The sequence below is a fragment of the Paenibacillus sp. FSL F4-0236 genome (genome assembly GCF_038000135.1).
GTDB lineage: Bacteria > Bacillota > Bacilli > Paenibacillales > Paenibacillaceae > Paenibacillus_AQ.
Window position 1 is genome coordinate 5309251 of sequence record NZ_JBBOBK010000001.1, and the last position, 17440, is coordinate 5326690.

Genomic DNA, 17440 nt, shown 5'->3' on the forward strand with positions numbered 1-17440 from the left:
TGGTAAAAGAATGAAACGAACTATAATAATAAAAAGCTCTGTAGAAACTCTACAGAGCGCTCTAAGCTTCTCTACCTATGTCACTGAATAAAATGCTAATCCGATACTTGAAAAGATAAGCAACAGTATAGTAATAAAAACCGCAGATCCTATATACTTATTCTTTCTAGACTTACCCGTAATTGATATTCCTCTTTTTCCAATAAGAGAATATAAAATGAATCCCAATATGGGAGTGGTCGCAATCATTAAGAATACCCAAATCCAAGGATTTATCCCTCGATACAAACAATCGTTGTAGAGCCATAGACATGATAGCGTTATAGTCAATAAAGCAAATACAACAACTAATACAACTAATGGAATCATAACGTTCTCCCTCCTTGCTTTTCACCAAAAAGATAATTAAGCAGGTTCAAGTTTACTCCCCTTGCTCCTGCTTAAAAGTACTAACATACTGTTTTTTTATATTTCTAACTGGTTAACTACTTTGAACGAATATCACAACTATTGTTACCAAGAAAACCTAACCAGTTAGAAATATTTAGTTTAGATTAGAAACAGAAACAGAAACACAGTGAGAAACAAATGGAGAAGCAGAAACAGCCATACTCTTCTCTCGTTTCTAAATTTTCTACGGATTCATCAGTCCAGAGGGATTCTGTAGCGTTTAAAGATTGCATTTACCTTCCACTCCTTTCAATTTGAATTAACTGAAACAATTGAAACATTTGCATAAATGATTTCACATACAACATTCATATTTATTTTGGTTACTATAGAAAAGTAACAATAGTTGTCGCATTTGTCGTATGAATAATTAATTTCATTCTCTAATCACTTCTAAATCATTATTTTTCCTACTGTTAAGGCATATATTTCCTATAAGGACAAAGAAAACAGATATTAATATAATAAATACATACATACTTCCATCAATAACTACATTCCCATTGGACATGGCTGAAACAGCAACGGATATAACTACAGAAAATAGAACCAACGACATCGTAAGCGAACATATTATGCTAATTATGGCTTTGATCACATATTGCTTCACAAGAATTTTCTTACCTATGCCTAAAGACCGGATGATTGCATACTCTTTTCTATTGAGATCATTCATTAAACTAAGTAAATTAACGTTAAATATGACTGCTGCCATGATGAAAAGAAAACAGATATATTTAAAACTAGTTAAGAATGAATCCATTTTAGATAACAGGTAATCTCCTACTACATTCATGTTAGCAATATAGCTATCCTTCACTTCATTAAGGAATCCATCATCTATTGCTCTTACCAAATAAATTGTATCGCTATATTGATTTTCGGAAGCTTTCAAGATCCAATTATTATTGATACCAGCAGAATCGTATGTTCCCTTTACTCTATAATTCTCAGTTTTCTCTTCGTTCGTAATTTCTAGGGTATTTCCAATATTGATTTTATAGGCGTCTGCATATGCTTTTGAAATGAGTATTTCTCTTGGATTTCCTTCAAAGACATCTTGCCCCTCGGTAATTTTAAACTTTGATGTATAATTCTTTTGATCAATTTCATTGATACGAACTTGTTTGTTGGAGACCTTATCATTTTCTATCTTTGCATCCATATAGTGCATTATCGTGAATGTCTTTATATCACTGGAGTTGACCAACACCTTATTTAGAGCCTCTTCATCACTTGTCTTCATTAAATAGTTATAGGGTAAGGATTGTTCATATCCTACATCAACAGATTCCTTTAAGGTATTTGCTAGTCCAAAGCCTATTAAAATAAACCAAAGCATCATGGTTAAATTTAAAATCCCTATTACAAAAACGAGCTTATTTTTTTTGATTTCTTTAAATGTATATAAGGTACTGCGATGATATTTCCATACTGGAAGTCTTGTAATCAGCTCAATGAGCAGTAATATCCCTATAAAAATAGCGCATAACGTAATTAATAAAATAAAGTTACTCGCCATGGATGTACCACTACCCAATAAAACTGCATATACGGAAAAGACAACTGGGAGAGATAGAATAATCCCAAAATTTCTTAGCCTATTCCTTTTAGGGAGACCATGATCTCCTTTGACAATAAGAACAGGATCTAGATTGACCATATACTTTAGAGCAACATTTCTGTACAAAAGGAATACAAAAATATTAAAGACTACAAATTTAAGAATATTTATCATATAAGCGGCTGTGTAATTAACACTAATATCTTCCGCAGCTAAAATCATTTTAGCGAGTGGAATACTGAAAATAACGGACAAAATTAATGGGGTAAAGATCAAAATATTGATCTCTAATTTCATTGCCTTAATAATGTCCTTCATCTTGATAGGAATTAGCATTAACGTAGCAATATCTTTTTGGCTTCTCACAATCAACATCGTAATCCCACTAATCAACACGGCGATTGCTAATAAGTACCCCACTGTACTAATCAAATTCAAAGCCATAATCTGTTTATCTAAGTCTGAGAATAATTCATTTCTTCTATCTTCAATTGTTTTGTATTTATAACCAGACTCCATGGTTTGCAGTTCTTTTTTCAATAACTCTCCGGATTTACCGGAAATAAATACTAATCCAGCGTCAGAATGATAGGAGGACTCTAAATTTTTAGTCTTTATATAACCAGAAACCTGGGCATCATCCACAACATCAATAGGAAGATATTCTATTCTTGTGATCTTTAAAGCTTTGTCTTGTTCCTTAATTCCTATTAGTTGGATTGTATCTCCTAAATTTAAATGCTGCTTGTTGGCCAATCCTTCAGAGATTACAACCTCATCCTCGGATAAATTTTCGTAACCTGATAGAAGATAAAGCATCATTTTGTTATTTTCATTTTCAAGATAGACAGGTGCTGAATGAACAACGGAGGTTTGAATACCTTCCTGTTTATATGCGCTAATAGCTTTATCAAAACTCTTAGAAGGAAAAGATTGTGTGACTACAAGATCAGCAGGATTAGATTCTTGCATAGCCTGATTAATGTATTCCTGCTTACTCATTCTTATTTGAGGCAAAATAAGTGAAACGGTCATTGTAATTACGATTGAAAGGGCTATAAAAAACATTGACCATTTATTTTGGTTTAGGTTTTTAAGATTATAGAGTTTAAATAATTCTCTATATTTCATTTAACAACCCCTCATTCATTAAATATTGTCGTTTACCCAGACTTCCAATGGAATGATCATGAGTAACTATCACTAATGCACTGTTATAAGAAGCATTCATTTCTAGAAGGAAGTCCATTATGCTCTTACCAGTGGTAGCGTCTAAAGCTCCTGTTGGTTCATCACATAGAATCATCTTGGGATTATTAATTAAGGCCCTCGCAATGGCGACTCTTTGCATTTCCCCACCAGAAAGTGTTGGTGTCTTATGACTATGTTTGCTTGTTAATCCCACTCTTTCTAGCATTTCCATTGCACGACTCTTTTTGTTTGCATATGATAAATTTTCATGAATAGCAATAATCAAATTTTCTAATGGTGACAAACAGGGAATTAGATTTGAATTTTGAAATACAAGTCCAATGTAATCTTGTCTGATCTGTTCAATCTCGTTTCTATTCTTGGTATCAATAGGTCTACCCTCAACGATTATTTGACCCTCTGTTACCTCCGTTAACAATGAAATACAATTTAAAAAACTCGTTTTTCCACTTCCCGATTTCCCCATTATGGTGATGAAGTCGCCTTGCTCAATGGTTAAATCTATTCCCTTTAGAACGTGCTGCACATTTTTATCAGTGCTAAAATCTTTTTTAACATTTACACACTCAATCATTATGCCTTCAAGCCTCCTTTAATTTTCAAAGTGAGGTACAGTCTTTTAAAGAAGGATGCTAACAGGCTAACAACAAAAATCACCGGTATAAACAGAATAAATAGGTTATTTAGATCAACTAAAACATTAGATATATTTCCATGTATTATATTTTGCTGCAAGGATATAAATTTGTTAATTAACAAATCATGATTATGAATTAACCCTATGACAGAATACAGAAGTGACAGGATAATCAAACATGTAGTAAGTACATATACACTACTGTAAATACCATACACATATACAGATTTACTGATCGAATAGTGTTCATCCATTTTTCTTGCTCTCTTTGCATTTATTATTTCTACAGCCATCTCTTTGATTGATTTAAATGCCTTAACCTGAATATTTTGAACATTTAGATAATCCGACAACAACCAGTATCCGTCCATTCTTAGAAATGGTATAAGGTTCATCGCCGACGTCATTAGAATAAGAACAATGGCGATAAGTAAAGAAATATTATGTGATATCATATAACACACAAATATTGGAATCGTAGTGAGGACTTGAAAGTACATCCCACTGACATCATTGATAATTCTTTTGTGTTTATCTAACCGCCAAGTATTTGTCATATCAATGAAGAACACAAAATAGGTTAAATAAATTCCGATACCTATTTTCCCAACGCTAACATCGTACTTATAAGCTGCTGTTGCATGCCCCAGCTCATGAATAAACATGGAGAGATACACTAAAAAAATTACAAGAATAGTGTTCAGGGTATTGAAAATGTCCGTTGGATATTTTGAAAGATGTATCACCGAAAATACTCCACAAATACTCACAATGATTAGCAATGGGAGTACAACCCATCGACTATAGAGTAGATATTTCAGTATTGAATATAGTCCACGAAACTTCGAAGACTCAATGATCGGAAGGTGTAACCAAAGGTAGCTTTTTTTTTTCTCACCAGATTTACTAGAGGAATTGGCCATCATATTTTTAGGAACAAGAAATTTTTTAATAAAATAATCAAATTCCTTATCTGTAATGCTAATGCCTTTTGCATTGAGATCATTAATAATCTCATCATTGGTGTTCGTTCCATCTAACTTATCAATGATTTCCTTTGCTCTAGGTGATACTTTGATATGGCTAGATTGATCAAACGATAATATATAAAAGCTATTACCGTCTACATCAAGTTCTTGTCTAGTTTCATATTGCTTTACTTGTAACAACCCCTCCATGCTCATCACACCTTTTGCAGAATTTCACGCTTTCTGGTATTCACAAAGGCTTTCATTGTATTTTCTATATCACTGCATACAGGACAATCAATATCCTGATTTATGTCTATGGCTGCTATAGGGCAACCACCACCACAAATCAGACCGTATTTGCATTCTTTGCATTGTGGAATTCGTAGTATGGTTCGATCTTTCCACATTCCCTCAAGTTTTGGATCAAGCTTTACACTTTCCTCGTCATAGGAACCAATTTGATGATGCCCCTTACCTGCTAACATTAAGCAAGTAGAAATATTCCCATCGGGAGAGAATACTAAGTTACCACCAGAAGTAGCCTCACAATAATTTAGTTTCCAAGGTTTCATTTGATTATTTGAATCAAAGAAAGACTGTAAGTAATTCACACATGGAGAAACGACCATTTTAATAATTGAATCCTCAGATCCTAGAGATGGTTCAATTTCAAGAACTCTAGCGTACAACTCACTTTCTTTCATAGAATTATTCGAACCATCGCAATAATCTAATACGGGCGCTACATAAGGATAAACATAACCCGATTCCACCCATTTCTTTTTCTTTATAAAATGAATTAATTCGCTTAAAGAATCGATATTATCTTGATTTATATTTGTTCGCAAATGCGTTTTTATTTTCATTTCAGTCAGTAAATCAACACTTGATTCGATGAGATCAAAGGTTCCTCTCCCACTCACTCCAATTCGTCTGACATCATGAATAGGCTTTGAACCATCCAAAGTAATCTGAATGATGACGTTATCATACATTTTCAAGAGTTTACTGTAGTATTTTATTGTTGTTCCATTCGTTACAATTCTTACTTCGATATCCCTTGCCTTTGCAAAATCAAGTGTCTTTTGTACAATTGGCATGTTTTGAGGTAACAAGGGCTCTCCTCCAAACAAGGAAATCGATGTTTTTGGCGTGTCAGTCTCTGTTTGTGTATTAATGCAAGTATCAATATAATTAAGGATTATAGTTAATTGTTCTTCAGTCATTACTTTTTTATTACTTAGATTCTCGTCTCCCTCAAAGCAGTAGGTACATCTTAAATTGCAACCCATCGTGGGACAAATTGTAAAGCTGCGAACTAAATTTTTCTCAATATACTTTTGATGTATATCAGCATACTTTCTTATGAATTCTTGTTCTTTCTCTTTTTGTTCAAACACGTAACCCCTTTTAATTAAAGTTTGCATCAGCTCATCTTTATCATCAAAATTGGAATATCCCTTCTTTATTTCCTCAATCCGTCCATAAGTTTCGGAATCAATAATGTCAAATGCACTAGAGATTGTATTTATTAATAAGATACTCTCATCATCAAGCTGGAAATCCATTACTCTATCCGTGAAATACAATTTTTCCATCCTCCTATTTCACTTTTCATTACTTATATTGAAATCATAAACCAATATTTTTTTGTTTTTTGATGCTCGTTGTAATCCGCAAAATACTCGTTGTAATCTGCAAAATAAAAAAGCGATTTCTCATTCTTTTGAATGGAAAGTCGCCTTTTTTTATTTTATGGAATTGGTAAGACCACGATTGAATTAAAATAGCCCTCATCGTACGAAAAGTCTGAGTATCCTTTTAACTTTTTGACTCGTTCATTGATACTGCTGATTCCAATGCCGTACCTATTTTTCCCTTTTTCAGAGATTAATCGCCCATAGGAGAAATCCACATTCACATGATTCGACGAATTTACAATGATTATGAATAATTTACCCTCACTAAACTTTATTTTGATTTCAATTTCCTTTTTTATTTCTTCTGTTAATCTAAGTACTGCTTCAACGGCATTATCTAAAAGATTCCCTAAAATGGCCGCTAGGTCAATGGTATGTTCTATAAATAAGTCATGAGGAACTTGGAGGTCTAAAGTGCATTCTATATTATACTTTTTGGTTTGTTCTAGCTTACTATTAAGAATGGCATCGATGGGTATACACCCGGTTAATAATCTATATGAGAATACATTGGTTTTCAATAACTCCTGTAGCTCCTCTTTTACCTCGTCTGTTTTTTTCCTCTCCAATCCATAGGCTATATTTAATAAAATATTTTTCAGATCATGTTTTAGCTTAGACATTTCCCTTTGATTCTCTAAGCTCTCTTCGTAATATTTATTTTGTGTCTCCATTATGGAGTACTTATGTATAAGAAAATTTTTCCCTTCTAAACTATTGTAAATCAGCATAATGCACACATTCACAATTAACAAAAAAACACATGGAACGAATTGATTGATATCTTTATACTGAAAAATCCAATATATACTCATTAAAGATAGACAAGGCACAATACTTAATAACAAACATTCCTTATTACTTAATCCGATCTCATTATCAGATCTAAAATAGAGTAACAGCTTTGCCGACAACATCACAATTAACAACGATAAAAAGTTTGCACTAAAATATACGACTAGCATAATGAATAACTGGCCTTCAAATTTTTGATCATAATTATATGTAATAATAGACAACGCCAAGTCTGCAAGTGTAGTGATCAGCGTAAAAAAGATAATGTGGTAGATCCTTTGAGCCATTGATCCGTAGAACGAATACAGTATACAGATACTCAAAAGAACAACAAATAAAAACAACTTAACCATAGAGTTTGTATCACTAGACAATAATTTTATGATTCCCATAGAGACAAAGGTTATGGAATAAAATTTATACTTTGAAATTCTGAGGTTAAGAAATCCATTGAAATAAATAGAAATCGATGTTACCTGCACAAGTGTATAGAGAATCGCTAGAACCGCAATGCTAATAACCTCAATATTTCTCAAAAGCCGATCCTCCTTTTTATGAAATGGTTATAGGCATCTTTAACTATTTTCCTCTGCCCTCTACTAATTGCGAAATTTTCTTTATTGGTGAGAATAATATCGGTTCCCGAAACAATATGTATGTAATTTAAATTTAAAATGGTGCCTTGATTTACTTTTATAAAGGATAATGGATCAAGCATTTCTTCAATCTCTTTTATTGTGCCATAGAATGAAAATTCATCATCAACGGTTACAACGTGTATAATCCTACCTTTCTCAGATGAAATGGATAGAATCGTCTCACTTTTGATTTGATAGTTAAGATTTTGAGTTTTGAAGAATAAATACTGATTATTCCTTCTAACCTCATCAATTGCGTGGAGTAATACTTTACTTATTTGCTCTTCTTGTATTGGTTTTAGTATGTATCGAAAAGGAGAAACTTCAAAGCTTTCCATGGTGTAATTGTCATAGCTGGTAACGTAAATGATAATCATATTTTTATCTATTTTTCTAATTTCCCTAGCGACCTCGATTCCATTTAAAATCCCCATTTCAATATCTAAGAATAATATTTGGTACTCTTCGTTTCTGGCATTTAAAGCTTTCAATAATGATTTTCCGGACTCATAAATGTCAATATCGAACTCTATGTTTTGATACAAGCCTGCACTATCCATAATAATCTTCTCTAATTTGGAACTATGTAATTGCTCGTCATCACAAATACAGATTCGTATCATTCCTCTAAACTCCCTCTGTTGAACAAAATAAAGAATTTGAAATTTCAATATATGCCTATAGTTATGTAAATATTACCTTATTAGTATTAATTCAACAAAGTAGGTCAGAAGTCCTTGCACAATAAAAAAAAGACGACCAAAGTCGTCTAGTAAATGCTTGTTAAACTATTTCATAGCCAACTGTAAATCTTGAACCGTATAATTCATAACCAATCTGAGTATATAATCGAATAGCTTTCTTATTATCTCCATGCGTGCCTAAGGTGGCGATTGTTTTACCCTGCTGCTTTAGATAGTGCAGATGATGTTACGGGCGACACTTTTTTTCTGCCATTCAGGAATAACGAATACATTCTCCGTTGCACTTCTCTCCTCTGTAGTTCTCCAGGTTGAGGTGTTACCGATCAATTGATCGTCATGAAACGCACAGAAATTAACGATTTCGGGAGATCCCTGCATCCATCCCAAATGGTTTAGACTCCACGCCACACCGTCAAAGGAAGCGAGTTCAGCTTGACGATATTGTTCCTGAGCTCCACTATTGTTCAGTGCAGTTTGCCTCACCAGAACCCCTTCTGGTAAAGGATACTTAGGAATCTCCCTACTCAAGTCAAATATTAGTCACCAATAGTTCTAATCATCGTATCAAAAGGATCTAATTCCAGGGTTTGCTGTCCATATTCCGTATGAATCGTAGTGCTTTGAAGCTGATCGCTATTGTTAATGACCACGAGTATTTTGCTTTCTGGATAATAAGCGCACTCTGTATATAAGTTGTCCGTAATGTATTTTGTTTCCCTGAATTCATTACCCGCAAAACGAATCAAATTCAGCAGCAATCTTGTATTCTCAAAGCTGAATTGGAAAGATGGAAGGTAGATCCCCTTTCCTTTACCGAAAGCATGGGTGGACAGTGTTATTAGACCATCCGTTTCAGTCACAACCGCTGCTGCTCCATCGGTAAGATAAATGTTATTTTCGGGTGTTATGCTAGCCCCAATAGGCACTAAACCAAACTCATCCTTCACTTCATATGTCCATTTTCCATGCGCTACTCTGGAGCCTGTATCCTCATCTACACCGAGCACATGTGCCATTCTGAAAAAGCTGTCATACCCTTCAAGCGCCGAAGGCTGATTCACACCTATAAAAGTACCACCTTCATAGACCCACTTTGTCAGTAAGTCCACACACTTGTTGTCCCTCCAGCGTTCTCCACCACTCCATGCTGAGCCAGCAGATCCGGCATTGATCACTACATCACAATCTTTTAAAATTCCCTGACGGATATCCTCAAAATCAATGAACTGTATTTCAATCGGCAATCCGGATAAAGCCTCGTTGATATGAATCAAATCATGCATATACGTTTCATGGAAATGCCCGGACAAGGTCCACGATCTCCATTTGCCCCAAGCGTGCAGAATGGCTACCTTCGTCTTAATATGATACGGTTTGCCTTTATGATGCAGCTCTTTAATTACTCTGAACTCATCCGCAATCTTTTCGATATAATCACAAAAATCCGGATAAGGCTCTACAAGATGCAAATATCCACCCAATCCAATTCGATCTATAGGCTCTCTGAGTAGAGCACGCCGAATATTGATCCAATATTTTTTGGCATCTAGTGTAGGGTTCCCTCCCTCCATAAAGGTAGGCAGACCACCTAAACCAACCGGAAACAAGTAGGGATGCAGCCGAATCTCATGGGTATCTACTTTTACACCTGAACACATTCTTGCCTCGAACCCTGAGAACACACATTTAATCATCCCGTCAAAGCCAAACTCCTCGAAACGATCATTGTAAGGCTCCATGCCAACCCAACTGTCATCATAGAAGACATATGCCAGCTTGTCGTGCCCATGCACAATATCAATTAATTTCTTACTAAATTCGATGACAAAATCATTGATAAATGCCATCCAGTCCAGTTTGCGCTGCTGCGCCGGGATATGACTCACACGATATTTTCCACCATTCACAAAATCCTCGGCCGTGAGCGAATACCCATATTTTTGAGCAAACAGATCAAGCGCTCTTGAGCTTACCGTAAAATCATATGAACCCCAGTCTGAGAACAAATGGCGATTGCGCTCATTGCTGCCCCAGATCCAGGCGAAATTATAAAATAGGGACGTAAACCGAACCACCGTTGTTTCCTTATGCTTACGGCACCAATCTTCAAGGAAGTGGAGCAAATACTTTTGCGTTTCAACATAGATGGGATCAATCTGCATTAAATGTTCTTTTTCCCAGTGATTCGTGGTGTGATTGTACATGGAGATCTCTTCCCAAATCCGGTAGACCATGAAGCTGACCGTATATTTGTGCCAAGGCGCAATTCCAGTAATGACTACATTTCCTGATTCCCGTTCATAATTCCACTGTTCTTTTGGAACCTCTTCACCAGTAGTTCGGTCAAAAACCTGCCAGTACTTAAACGCCTCTTTGGAATCATTTACTCGGAATTGCTCAGCGAAAAAGTCCTCCATCAAATAGATGGATAAATAATCTTCGACCGCTACCTTCGGATTAGTAATTAAAAAGCTTTGCTGTAGCTTATCAGGGTTTTGAGATGCCCATTCGTTATGATCTCTGATGATACAGATTGTAGAATAAATGCCGTATCCTGCGTTGATAATCTCATCGGACAACTGTGTACCGTCACTGTCACGGATGACATCGGCACCCCACCGTTCAGCTAACTCTAAGGTCAGTGCCTCATAACCGGATTCGCCCGGTAGTGTAAAGGCCCCCGTTGTTTGCTTGGACAACTTGGATCCCTCCTATTTGAGCATATCGGACAGAAAAGAGAGTGCTAAGCCTTGGCCCCAGCCTTGAATCCAGTCTTTTGGAATATTGCGATAGCCTTCCCGGTCTTTCATAACCGCTGTTCCACCCGATACACCCAGTACTCGTCCATCCTCGCTGATATTGCTTAGAACACCCTTCAGGGCCTTTTGCACATACTTGGTATGCAGCGGATTGCCGTTATTGATCATTGCAGCCGCTATCCCGCAAGAGGCAGATACTTCTTCATAAGATTCTTCGTCATCAAGCACTGTCCGCCACAGGCCGTTCTCCGTTTGCAAAAGCTTGAGTGCCGCCAATTGATCGCGCAGCGAACACTCCACGTCCATACACGCCGGATACAAATACCATTCTTTCAAAAGCTTTTTGACTTGCGACATGGTATATGCGCCCCAAGCATTTGCTCTGCCCCAATATAGTCCGGACATATGATCCTGCTTCACATTATTGTAGCCATGGTACCAGAGGCCGCTGCTAGGGTCTTGCAGGTATTTGATATGCCAGTAATATTGATTCAGGGCATCCTGGATCATTTCCTGATCGTTTAATTTACTTCCAACACGGAGCAGAAAAAATGCCGCCATAAACAATGTATCTGCCCATGCCTGCTCTGGAAAATCATTAGAGACGGATACGGTATGCTGCAGCACATGATCTCCGAATCTGAGCGCATGGTTCTGCAGATAATCCACCTTGCTCATTACAATATCCCAATATTTCTGATTGCCTGTTTCTTCATATAATGTGATCAGCATATGCCCCATGGCACAGGTGTTTACCGTCCAGTCCGGCAGGCCCAGCTCAATATATTCATCTGCCCACTGGACAAGCATATCCAAATACTCTTTATTGCCTGTCGTTTTATAAGCTCTGGATACCCCATAATAAGCCACACCACAAGGCCAGTCCCATGTTAAATCCATCGTCATTGTTTTTCTAACGACTTTGTCGATAACGCTTAGAATCTCTTCTCTGTCATAAGTTAATTGAAGCATCTTGATTCTCCTCTCTTTCGCACACGCCCCCATTGGCGCTGAGAGCTGTCCGTCCTATGTAAACGCTTTACTAACTCCATTGTAAGGAGTAAAATGGTCTGATTCTAAGCATAATCATAACTAAACTGTGCAATTTCAACCATTAACTAGTGGTTCTTATATTTCGGGATTGGCCGTGACTACAGAGAATGTTTGGACTTCCGGCCGCTGTTGTCTGCAGATTTCTTGATTTTATACCGCTCTTCGCGGTGGAAATCTGCAGACAAAGGCGGACGCTAACGCTCCTACAGTTCCAAACTTCTCCTCCGCCACTTTTTTCCTGAATTGTATAATATCAAGTTCTCTTTATATAGTTGAATTTGATATAACGTTAACCTATAATCTACTCAACCTACGTAATAAGAATGGGAGTATTGAGAATATGCCCAGAAAAAAGAAGCCCGTCATTGAATACCGCCACTACAGCTTGCCGATAAACTTCCCTATTTTACTGCTAAGCGGTGAACGTTGGAAGATTTCCGATATCAAAAGTGAGCATCTCCATTTTCATAACCATTTAGAGATTGGCATTTGTCATTCGGATAGCGGCATCATGGAGATCAAAGGTGAATCCGTACCCTTTAAAGCCGGAGATGTGACCTTCATCCCTAGGTATCTGCCTCATACAACGTATAGTTCGCCAAATGAAGCCAGTCTGTGGTCTTATATCTTTTTCTCGCCAGAGGAGCTCTTTCAACATTCATTCAAAAGCGCTTATAGTGACTTCGAGCCAAATTTGTGGGCGATCAAGGGAATGAATTGTATTTTGAACAAGGAGGAACATCCCAAGGTTTATACCCTTGCGACGTCGGTCGTAGAGGAGTTGAAGCACAAAAATAATTTCTATCAGGAAAGCGCCTACGGCTTATTGTTATCCCTTTATATAGAACTGCTTAGAATTCATTCCCGGAATAAACCCTTAGTAGAGCAAGAAACAGACCATAACCTGAAAGGTGATTTTGTCATCTCTCCAGTTCTGGAATACATCACCAAAAACTATATGATACCTATTACCATCAATGACCTAGCTGATCTGTGCCATCTAAGCACCACTCATTTTCGTAGAAAATTCCATGAGATCATGGGGACCGCACCTCTAGATTTCCTAAACAGCACCCGTATTGAAGAGGCCTGCAAGCAGTTGAAAAGCACGGATGCTTCCATCCTCTCCATCTCTGAACAAGTCGGTTTTCAGTCCATTTCCAGCTTCAACCGATGTTTCTCCAAGCTTATGGGCGAATCTCCCAAACAATGGCGTAAAGGCGCACATTCCGAAGCCCAATCTGCAAAAGCATCTATATTGGAGTTTACGGGGTGGGTATAAGGAAAGGGAGTCCCTGTTTACTTCACTTCACAAAATCTACTTAACACATGAATGATTTGATCCTTGCTCATAGGGGCGTCGTGCCCTGGGATATACGTAGTGAATGAAAGATTTTTTAAAAACTCAACATATTCCTTCATTTTTATGGGATCAATTTTACCTTCTCCATGATAATAATCTCCACTATGTGCATCACCTGCAAATAAAACCTCCGCTTCTTTAACATATACAACACAAGAGTCGGCTTCATGCGGCCCTCCTACCTTGAGGATTTGGCAAGTGATGCCCCCTAAATCCAATGTTAAAGAATCCTCGAAAATAATCGATCCTGTGCTGACCGAAATCTTATCGAACGTATCATATTCTTTGTTCATACAGTTATAGGCGAATTCTATTTCTTCTTTTGTCTCTAAACGTTTTACAACGGACTCTTCATCCCATTTCCACGCTTTCAATCGCTTTAGTACCTCATTCGTTGCTGAAGATACTATGGTTTCCCCCTCAAAAGCATGCATACCAAAGGTATGATCCCAATGCCAGTGCGTAATCAAAGCATATTTGGGACGAGATAGATTGTGGTCATCCAAACCCTTTATAAAGGCATCAAAATGCGATTTTGAATTGCCACAATCAATCATAATTGAAAAGTTCTCACCTACAACATATCCCAAAACAGGTCTGTCTGTTTCCCTAACATTTTCTAAGTAATAAATAAAATCATTTATTTTTTTCAGTTCCATTAGATTGTTTTCTCTCCTTTAGAATAGCGGGTCATTTTGTAATTTAATAATGGATCCGCAAGACTTATTGAGCAAGGGAGAGTTTAGTTTTAGGCGTTCTCACCAAGAGCACAAGTCAATCCAACTCCAAAAAAAAGAGAGTCCCCCGGTAGCCACTTTTTTATGGCTACTGGGAGACTCCCTCACAATTAGGTTTTTGCTATAAGGTTATTTCGAATTCTTCATAGTTGTCGAACGAACTTGGAATGCTCCGTTTTTGTAAGCAAGAACAGAGGTTTCTACGCCTTTAATTACGGAAGTAGCTTCACCACGAATCGTTTTTGATGCAACAATCTCATAGACTCCGTTTTTATCTACATCAGAAGCCTTCATTGTATTGTAGAGCGAACGTTTGCCATTCACTTTCACGTATTCGTTTAGAAGAACTTTAACACCACTGTCTTTGAAGGATACTACGTAAGCATTGGTGCTACCGCTGTTACCGCCAGAGTATACAGTAATCATGACATCTTTAGATTTATCACCATTGAAATCGCCAACGAAGTTGATCTTTGGTTGGTAACCCGAGAAGTCTTTGATATTACTGTTGATCACTTTTTTAGTCTTACCTTCTAGAACGACGATATTGATATCTGTAACCAGATCACCATTAGCGGCATCCTTGTTACCAATCAGTAAGACATTATCCGCAACACCATTACCAGTTACATCCACTTGTTGTTTCGCAAGCAGAATTGTTTTTGCTGTTGTTGGAATTCCCTTAAGCTCAAAACGTTTGCCAACGGTGTAATCACTTGTTGTAGTTGTAGCTGGTGTAGTCACTGATTTGCTATCGGATTTAATGGTTTCTGTACCCACAACCTTGAAAGCACCGTCTTTGAATGTGAATGTTGTTTTTTCCTCACCTAGAACTATAGCTTCAGCGTCACCGCGAATTTTTCTAGTTCCCACCAGATCATATACACCATCTTTATTAAGATCTACTTGCTCTAAAGTGTTGAAAAATGCTGGTTTACCATCCACAACAGGTTTTACACTCAAAAGTGGTTGTACCTTATCACCTGTGAAAGACAATATGTAAGCATCTGTTGTACCATTGTTACCACCGGAGAATGCTGTAAACATTACATCATTTGCTTTGTCCCCGTTGAAATCACCAATCCATTGAAATTCTGGTTTAAAGCCATCGAAACCGCTGATTTTTGCATCCTTCAATGTATTTGTTTTGCCATCGACAACAACCAGGTTGATATTGCTTACATAACCAAGTTCATCTGCTTTGTCACCGATCAGATAGATTTTATCTTGGACACCGTCTTTATTAACATCGTTAACTTGTTTTCTGATAAGAACAGTCTTATCTGTTGTGTTAACACCTTGCAATGCGAAAGGTTGGCCAACAGTCAGTTCTCCAAGTGCAGGTTGTTTAAATGGATCTTCTTTAGTAGTTTCTGTTTTGCTAACTTGGAATTCGCCGTTTTTGTACGCAAACCATACTTTTTCATAGCCTGTTACCACTGAAGTAGCTTCACCATGGAGGATTCTGATTCCAAGCAGTTCGTTCACGCCATCATTTTCCACATCGACTGCTTCTAATGTTCTGAATAATGCCCGTTCGCCTTTCACCTTCAAATCCCCGCCCAGAATAATAGAAGGGGTATCATTCTTGAAAGTTACGATTCTAGCATTGGTAGAACCTTGGTTGCCACCGGAGTACGCAGTAATCATCACATCAAGTGCATGGTCATTATTGAAATCACTTACATAGCTGATTTTCGCGTTCAAACCACCAAAGTCTTTAATCCCTGCGTTTAACACTTTGTTTGTTTTGCCGTTTACAACGATGAGATTAATGTTGTCGAAATCAGGAGATTCATTTTTGTCGCCAATGAGATATAAAGTGTCTTTCACGCCATCCAAATCAAGATCAACCGTTCTTGTTGCTATCAATACTGTATTGGCGTTCGTCTTAACACCAGCTAGTGTAAACTTTTGTCCTACTTGATTAGTGGATGGTGCTACGGTTGAACTGGTTGTTGTTGCGACAGGATTGGCCATTGCTTGAGATGAGAAAGATGCGACTGCTGCTACACATAATGCAACGGATAATGTTCTCTTAATTTTCATTGTGTTTCCTCCGATGGTTTATAAAGGTTGGTGTCGAATACAATCTCATTATATTCCTAGAAACATAGGACAGAGTGACGGTAAGGTAACATTATCCTATTGAAATAAAACAATAACTAAATAAAATATCCAAATCAGAGGAACTTCAAGCACTAAATAATGCCAATTTCTTTGGGGGATAACGGTCGAAAAATCAATAGAAACGCTTTCATTGGCTATACCATGGGATTTGAACAACCCTACTTTTTTTTAATAGTTTGATAACAATTCTGTAAAATCAGTTTGATTCAAACGACGCGCAAACCTATTCAAAGGCTACAACGCTTGGAACTCCTCCAACAAGACGACCTCTTCTCCTTGTTCTTGTCTGATTCTAATATTTTCTTTTCCCCAAGAACACATAACGTCAACGATCTTATTGGCTGTAACGCCATATTCCGTGAGGCTATATTCGACTTTTGGCGGCATCTGCTGGTAAACGAATCTTTTGACAAGTCCATCTCTCTCAAGTTCACGAAGCTGCTGAATCAGAACCTTTTGTGAAATGCCCTGTATATTACGCTGTAATTCACTTGTTCTTTTGGCACCGGACATCAATAAGCAAATGATCAAAGCTTTCCACTTTCCGCCGATGACTTCTAGTGTTGCCTCTATCCCTAGATTATATTGTTTCATAGAATAACACCTCGTTCATACAGATCTAATTAAACTTACCCAAAACTTCATTTTTGCATATATTTTTTTGTGAGTCTAGTACGCACTTCGAAGTAACCATCTTACTTTATTGTTTGTATTTTCTTTTATTAAA

General features: G+C 37.1%; 13 protein-coding genes. 1 reads left to right on the forward strand and 12 read right to left on the reverse strand.

Annotated elements, in window-relative coordinates:
* Positions 1 to 826 precede the first annotated feature (826 nt).
* The 9 genes from NSQ29_RS23775 to NSQ29_RS23815 all read right to left on the reverse strand — a co-directional run bounded on the left by NSQ29_RS23775 (position 827) and on the right by NSQ29_RS23815 (position 12402).
* Entirely contained in the window at positions 827 to 3145 is a 2319-nt protein-coding gene (locus NSQ29_RS23775) for an ABC transporter permease (protein ID WP_341126238.1), read from the reverse strand.
* On the reverse strand, positions 3135 to 3800 hold the full coding sequence (locus tag NSQ29_RS23780) for an ABC transporter ATP-binding protein (RefSeq protein WP_341126239.1): 666 nt from the start codon (positions 3798 to 3800) through the stop codon (positions 3135 to 3137). Before NSQ29_RS23780 ends, NSQ29_RS23775 begins: the two co-directional genes overlap by 11 nt.
* Positions 3800 to 5050 carry a hypothetical protein gene (locus NSQ29_RS23785; RefSeq protein WP_341126240.1) on the reverse strand — a complete coding sequence of 417 codons (1251 nt, stop codon included), beginning with the start codon at positions 5048 to 5050 and terminating at the stop codon, positions 3800 to 3802. Before NSQ29_RS23785 ends, NSQ29_RS23780 begins: the two co-directional genes overlap by 1 nt.
* Positions 5047 to 6432, reverse strand: a complete 1386-nt coding sequence (locus tag NSQ29_RS23790; protein ID WP_081951029.1) for a radical SAM/SPASM domain-containing protein — start codon at positions 6430 to 6432, stop codon at positions 5047 to 5049. The genes NSQ29_RS23785 and NSQ29_RS23790 overlap by 4 nt, the downstream gene beginning before the upstream one ends.
* Before the next feature lie 155 nt (positions 6433 to 6587).
* A complete protein-coding gene (locus tag NSQ29_RS23795; protein WP_341126241.1) occupies positions 6588 to 7865 on the reverse strand; it encodes a GHKL domain-containing protein in 1278 nt (425 codons plus the stop codon).
* Positions 7862 to 8590 carry a LytR/AlgR family response regulator transcription factor gene (locus NSQ29_RS23800; RefSeq protein WP_042184870.1) on the reverse strand — a complete coding sequence of 243 codons (729 nt, stop codon included), beginning with the start codon at positions 8588 to 8590 and terminating at the stop codon, positions 7862 to 7864. Before NSQ29_RS23800 ends, NSQ29_RS23795 begins: the two co-directional genes overlap by 4 nt.
* 288 nt (positions 8591 to 8878) lie before the next feature.
* The gene (locus tag NSQ29_RS23805) at positions 8879 to 9154 is read right to left on the reverse strand and encodes a hypothetical protein (RefSeq protein WP_341126242.1); all 276 of its coding nucleotides are present in this window, start codon (positions 9152 to 9154) and stop codon (positions 8879 to 8881) included.
* Between the two features lie 53 nt (positions 9155 to 9207).
* Positions 9208 to 11370 (reverse strand): 1,3-beta-galactosyl-N-acetylhexosamine phosphorylase, encoded by a 2163-nt coding sequence (gene gnpA / locus NSQ29_RS23810; RefSeq protein ID WP_341126243.1) that lies wholly within the window; start codon positions 11368 to 11370, stop codon positions 9208 to 9210.
* A gap of 12 nt (positions 11371 to 11382) precedes the next feature.
* Positions 11383 to 12402 (reverse strand): glycoside hydrolase family 88/105 protein, encoded by a 1020-nt coding sequence (locus tag NSQ29_RS23815; RefSeq protein WP_341126244.1) that lies wholly within the window; start codon positions 12400 to 12402, stop codon positions 11383 to 11385.
* A gap of 421 nt (positions 12403 to 12823) precedes the next feature.
* Here NSQ29_RS23815 and NSQ29_RS23820 point away from each other — a divergent pair, with 421 nt between their 5' ends.
* Positions 12824 to 13765 carry an AraC family transcriptional regulator gene (locus tag NSQ29_RS23820; protein ID WP_341126245.1) on the forward strand — a complete coding sequence of 314 codons (942 nt, stop codon included), beginning with the start codon at positions 12824 to 12826 and terminating at the stop codon, positions 13763 to 13765.
* 17 nt (positions 13766 to 13782) lie between these two features.
* Here the strand turns inward: NSQ29_RS23820 and NSQ29_RS23825 are convergent, their stop codons facing one another.
* The 3 genes from NSQ29_RS23825 to NSQ29_RS23835 form a co-directional block, all read right to left on the reverse strand.
* Positions 13783 to 14505: an MBL fold metallo-hydrolase gene (locus NSQ29_RS23825; RefSeq protein ID WP_341126246.1), complete on the reverse strand. Its 723-nt coding sequence runs from the start codon at positions 14503 to 14505 to the stop codon at positions 13783 to 13785.
* Between the two features lie 207 nt (positions 14506 to 14712).
* A complete protein-coding gene (locus NSQ29_RS23830) occupies positions 14713 to 16632 on the reverse strand; it encodes a hypothetical protein (protein WP_341126247.1) in 1920 nt (639 codons plus the stop codon).
* Positions 16633 to 16947: 315 nt separating this feature from the next.
* Positions 16948 to 17307 (reverse strand): winged helix-turn-helix transcriptional regulator, encoded by a 360-nt coding sequence (locus tag NSQ29_RS23835; protein WP_341126248.1) that lies wholly within the window; start codon positions 17305 to 17307, stop codon positions 16948 to 16950.
* Between the last annotated feature and the right edge of the window lie 133 nt (positions 17308 to 17440).

Excerpts from the sequence above, each read along its gene's own strand:
- NSQ29_RS23775 (WP_341126238.1), bottom strand. The coding sequence starts at position 3,145 with ATGAAATATAGAGAATTATTTAAACTCTATAATCTTAAAAACCTAAAC.
- NSQ29_RS23780 (WP_341126239.1), bottom strand. The coding sequence starts at position 3,800 with ATGATTGAGTGTGTAAATGTTAAAAAAGATTTTAGCACTGATAAAAAT.
- NSQ29_RS23790 (WP_081951029.1), bottom strand. The coding sequence starts at position 6,432 with ATGGAAAAATTGTATTTCACGGATAGAGTAATGGATTTCCAGCTTGAT.
- NSQ29_RS23800 (WP_042184870.1), bottom strand. The coding sequence starts at position 8,590 with ATGATACGAATCTGTATTTGTGATGACGAGCAATTACATAGTTCCAAA.
- NSQ29_RS23815 (WP_341126244.1), bottom strand. The coding sequence starts at position 12,402 with ATGCTTCAATTAACTTATGACAGAGAAGAGATTCTAAGCGTTATCGAC.
- NSQ29_RS23820 (WP_341126245.1), top strand. The coding sequence starts at position 12,824 with ATGCCCAGAAAAAAGAAGCCCGTCATTGAATACCGCCACTACAGCTTG.
- NSQ29_RS23825 (WP_341126246.1), bottom strand. The coding sequence starts at position 14,505 with ATGGAACTGAAAAAAATAAATGATTTTATTTATTACTTAGAAAATGTT.
- NSQ29_RS23830 (WP_341126247.1), bottom strand. The coding sequence starts at position 16,632 with ATGAAAATTAAGAGAACATTATCCGTTGCATTATGTGTAGCAGCAGTC.
- NSQ29_RS23835 (WP_341126248.1), bottom strand. The coding sequence starts at position 17,307 with ATGAAACAATATAATCTAGGGATAGAGGCAACACTAGAAGTCATCGGC.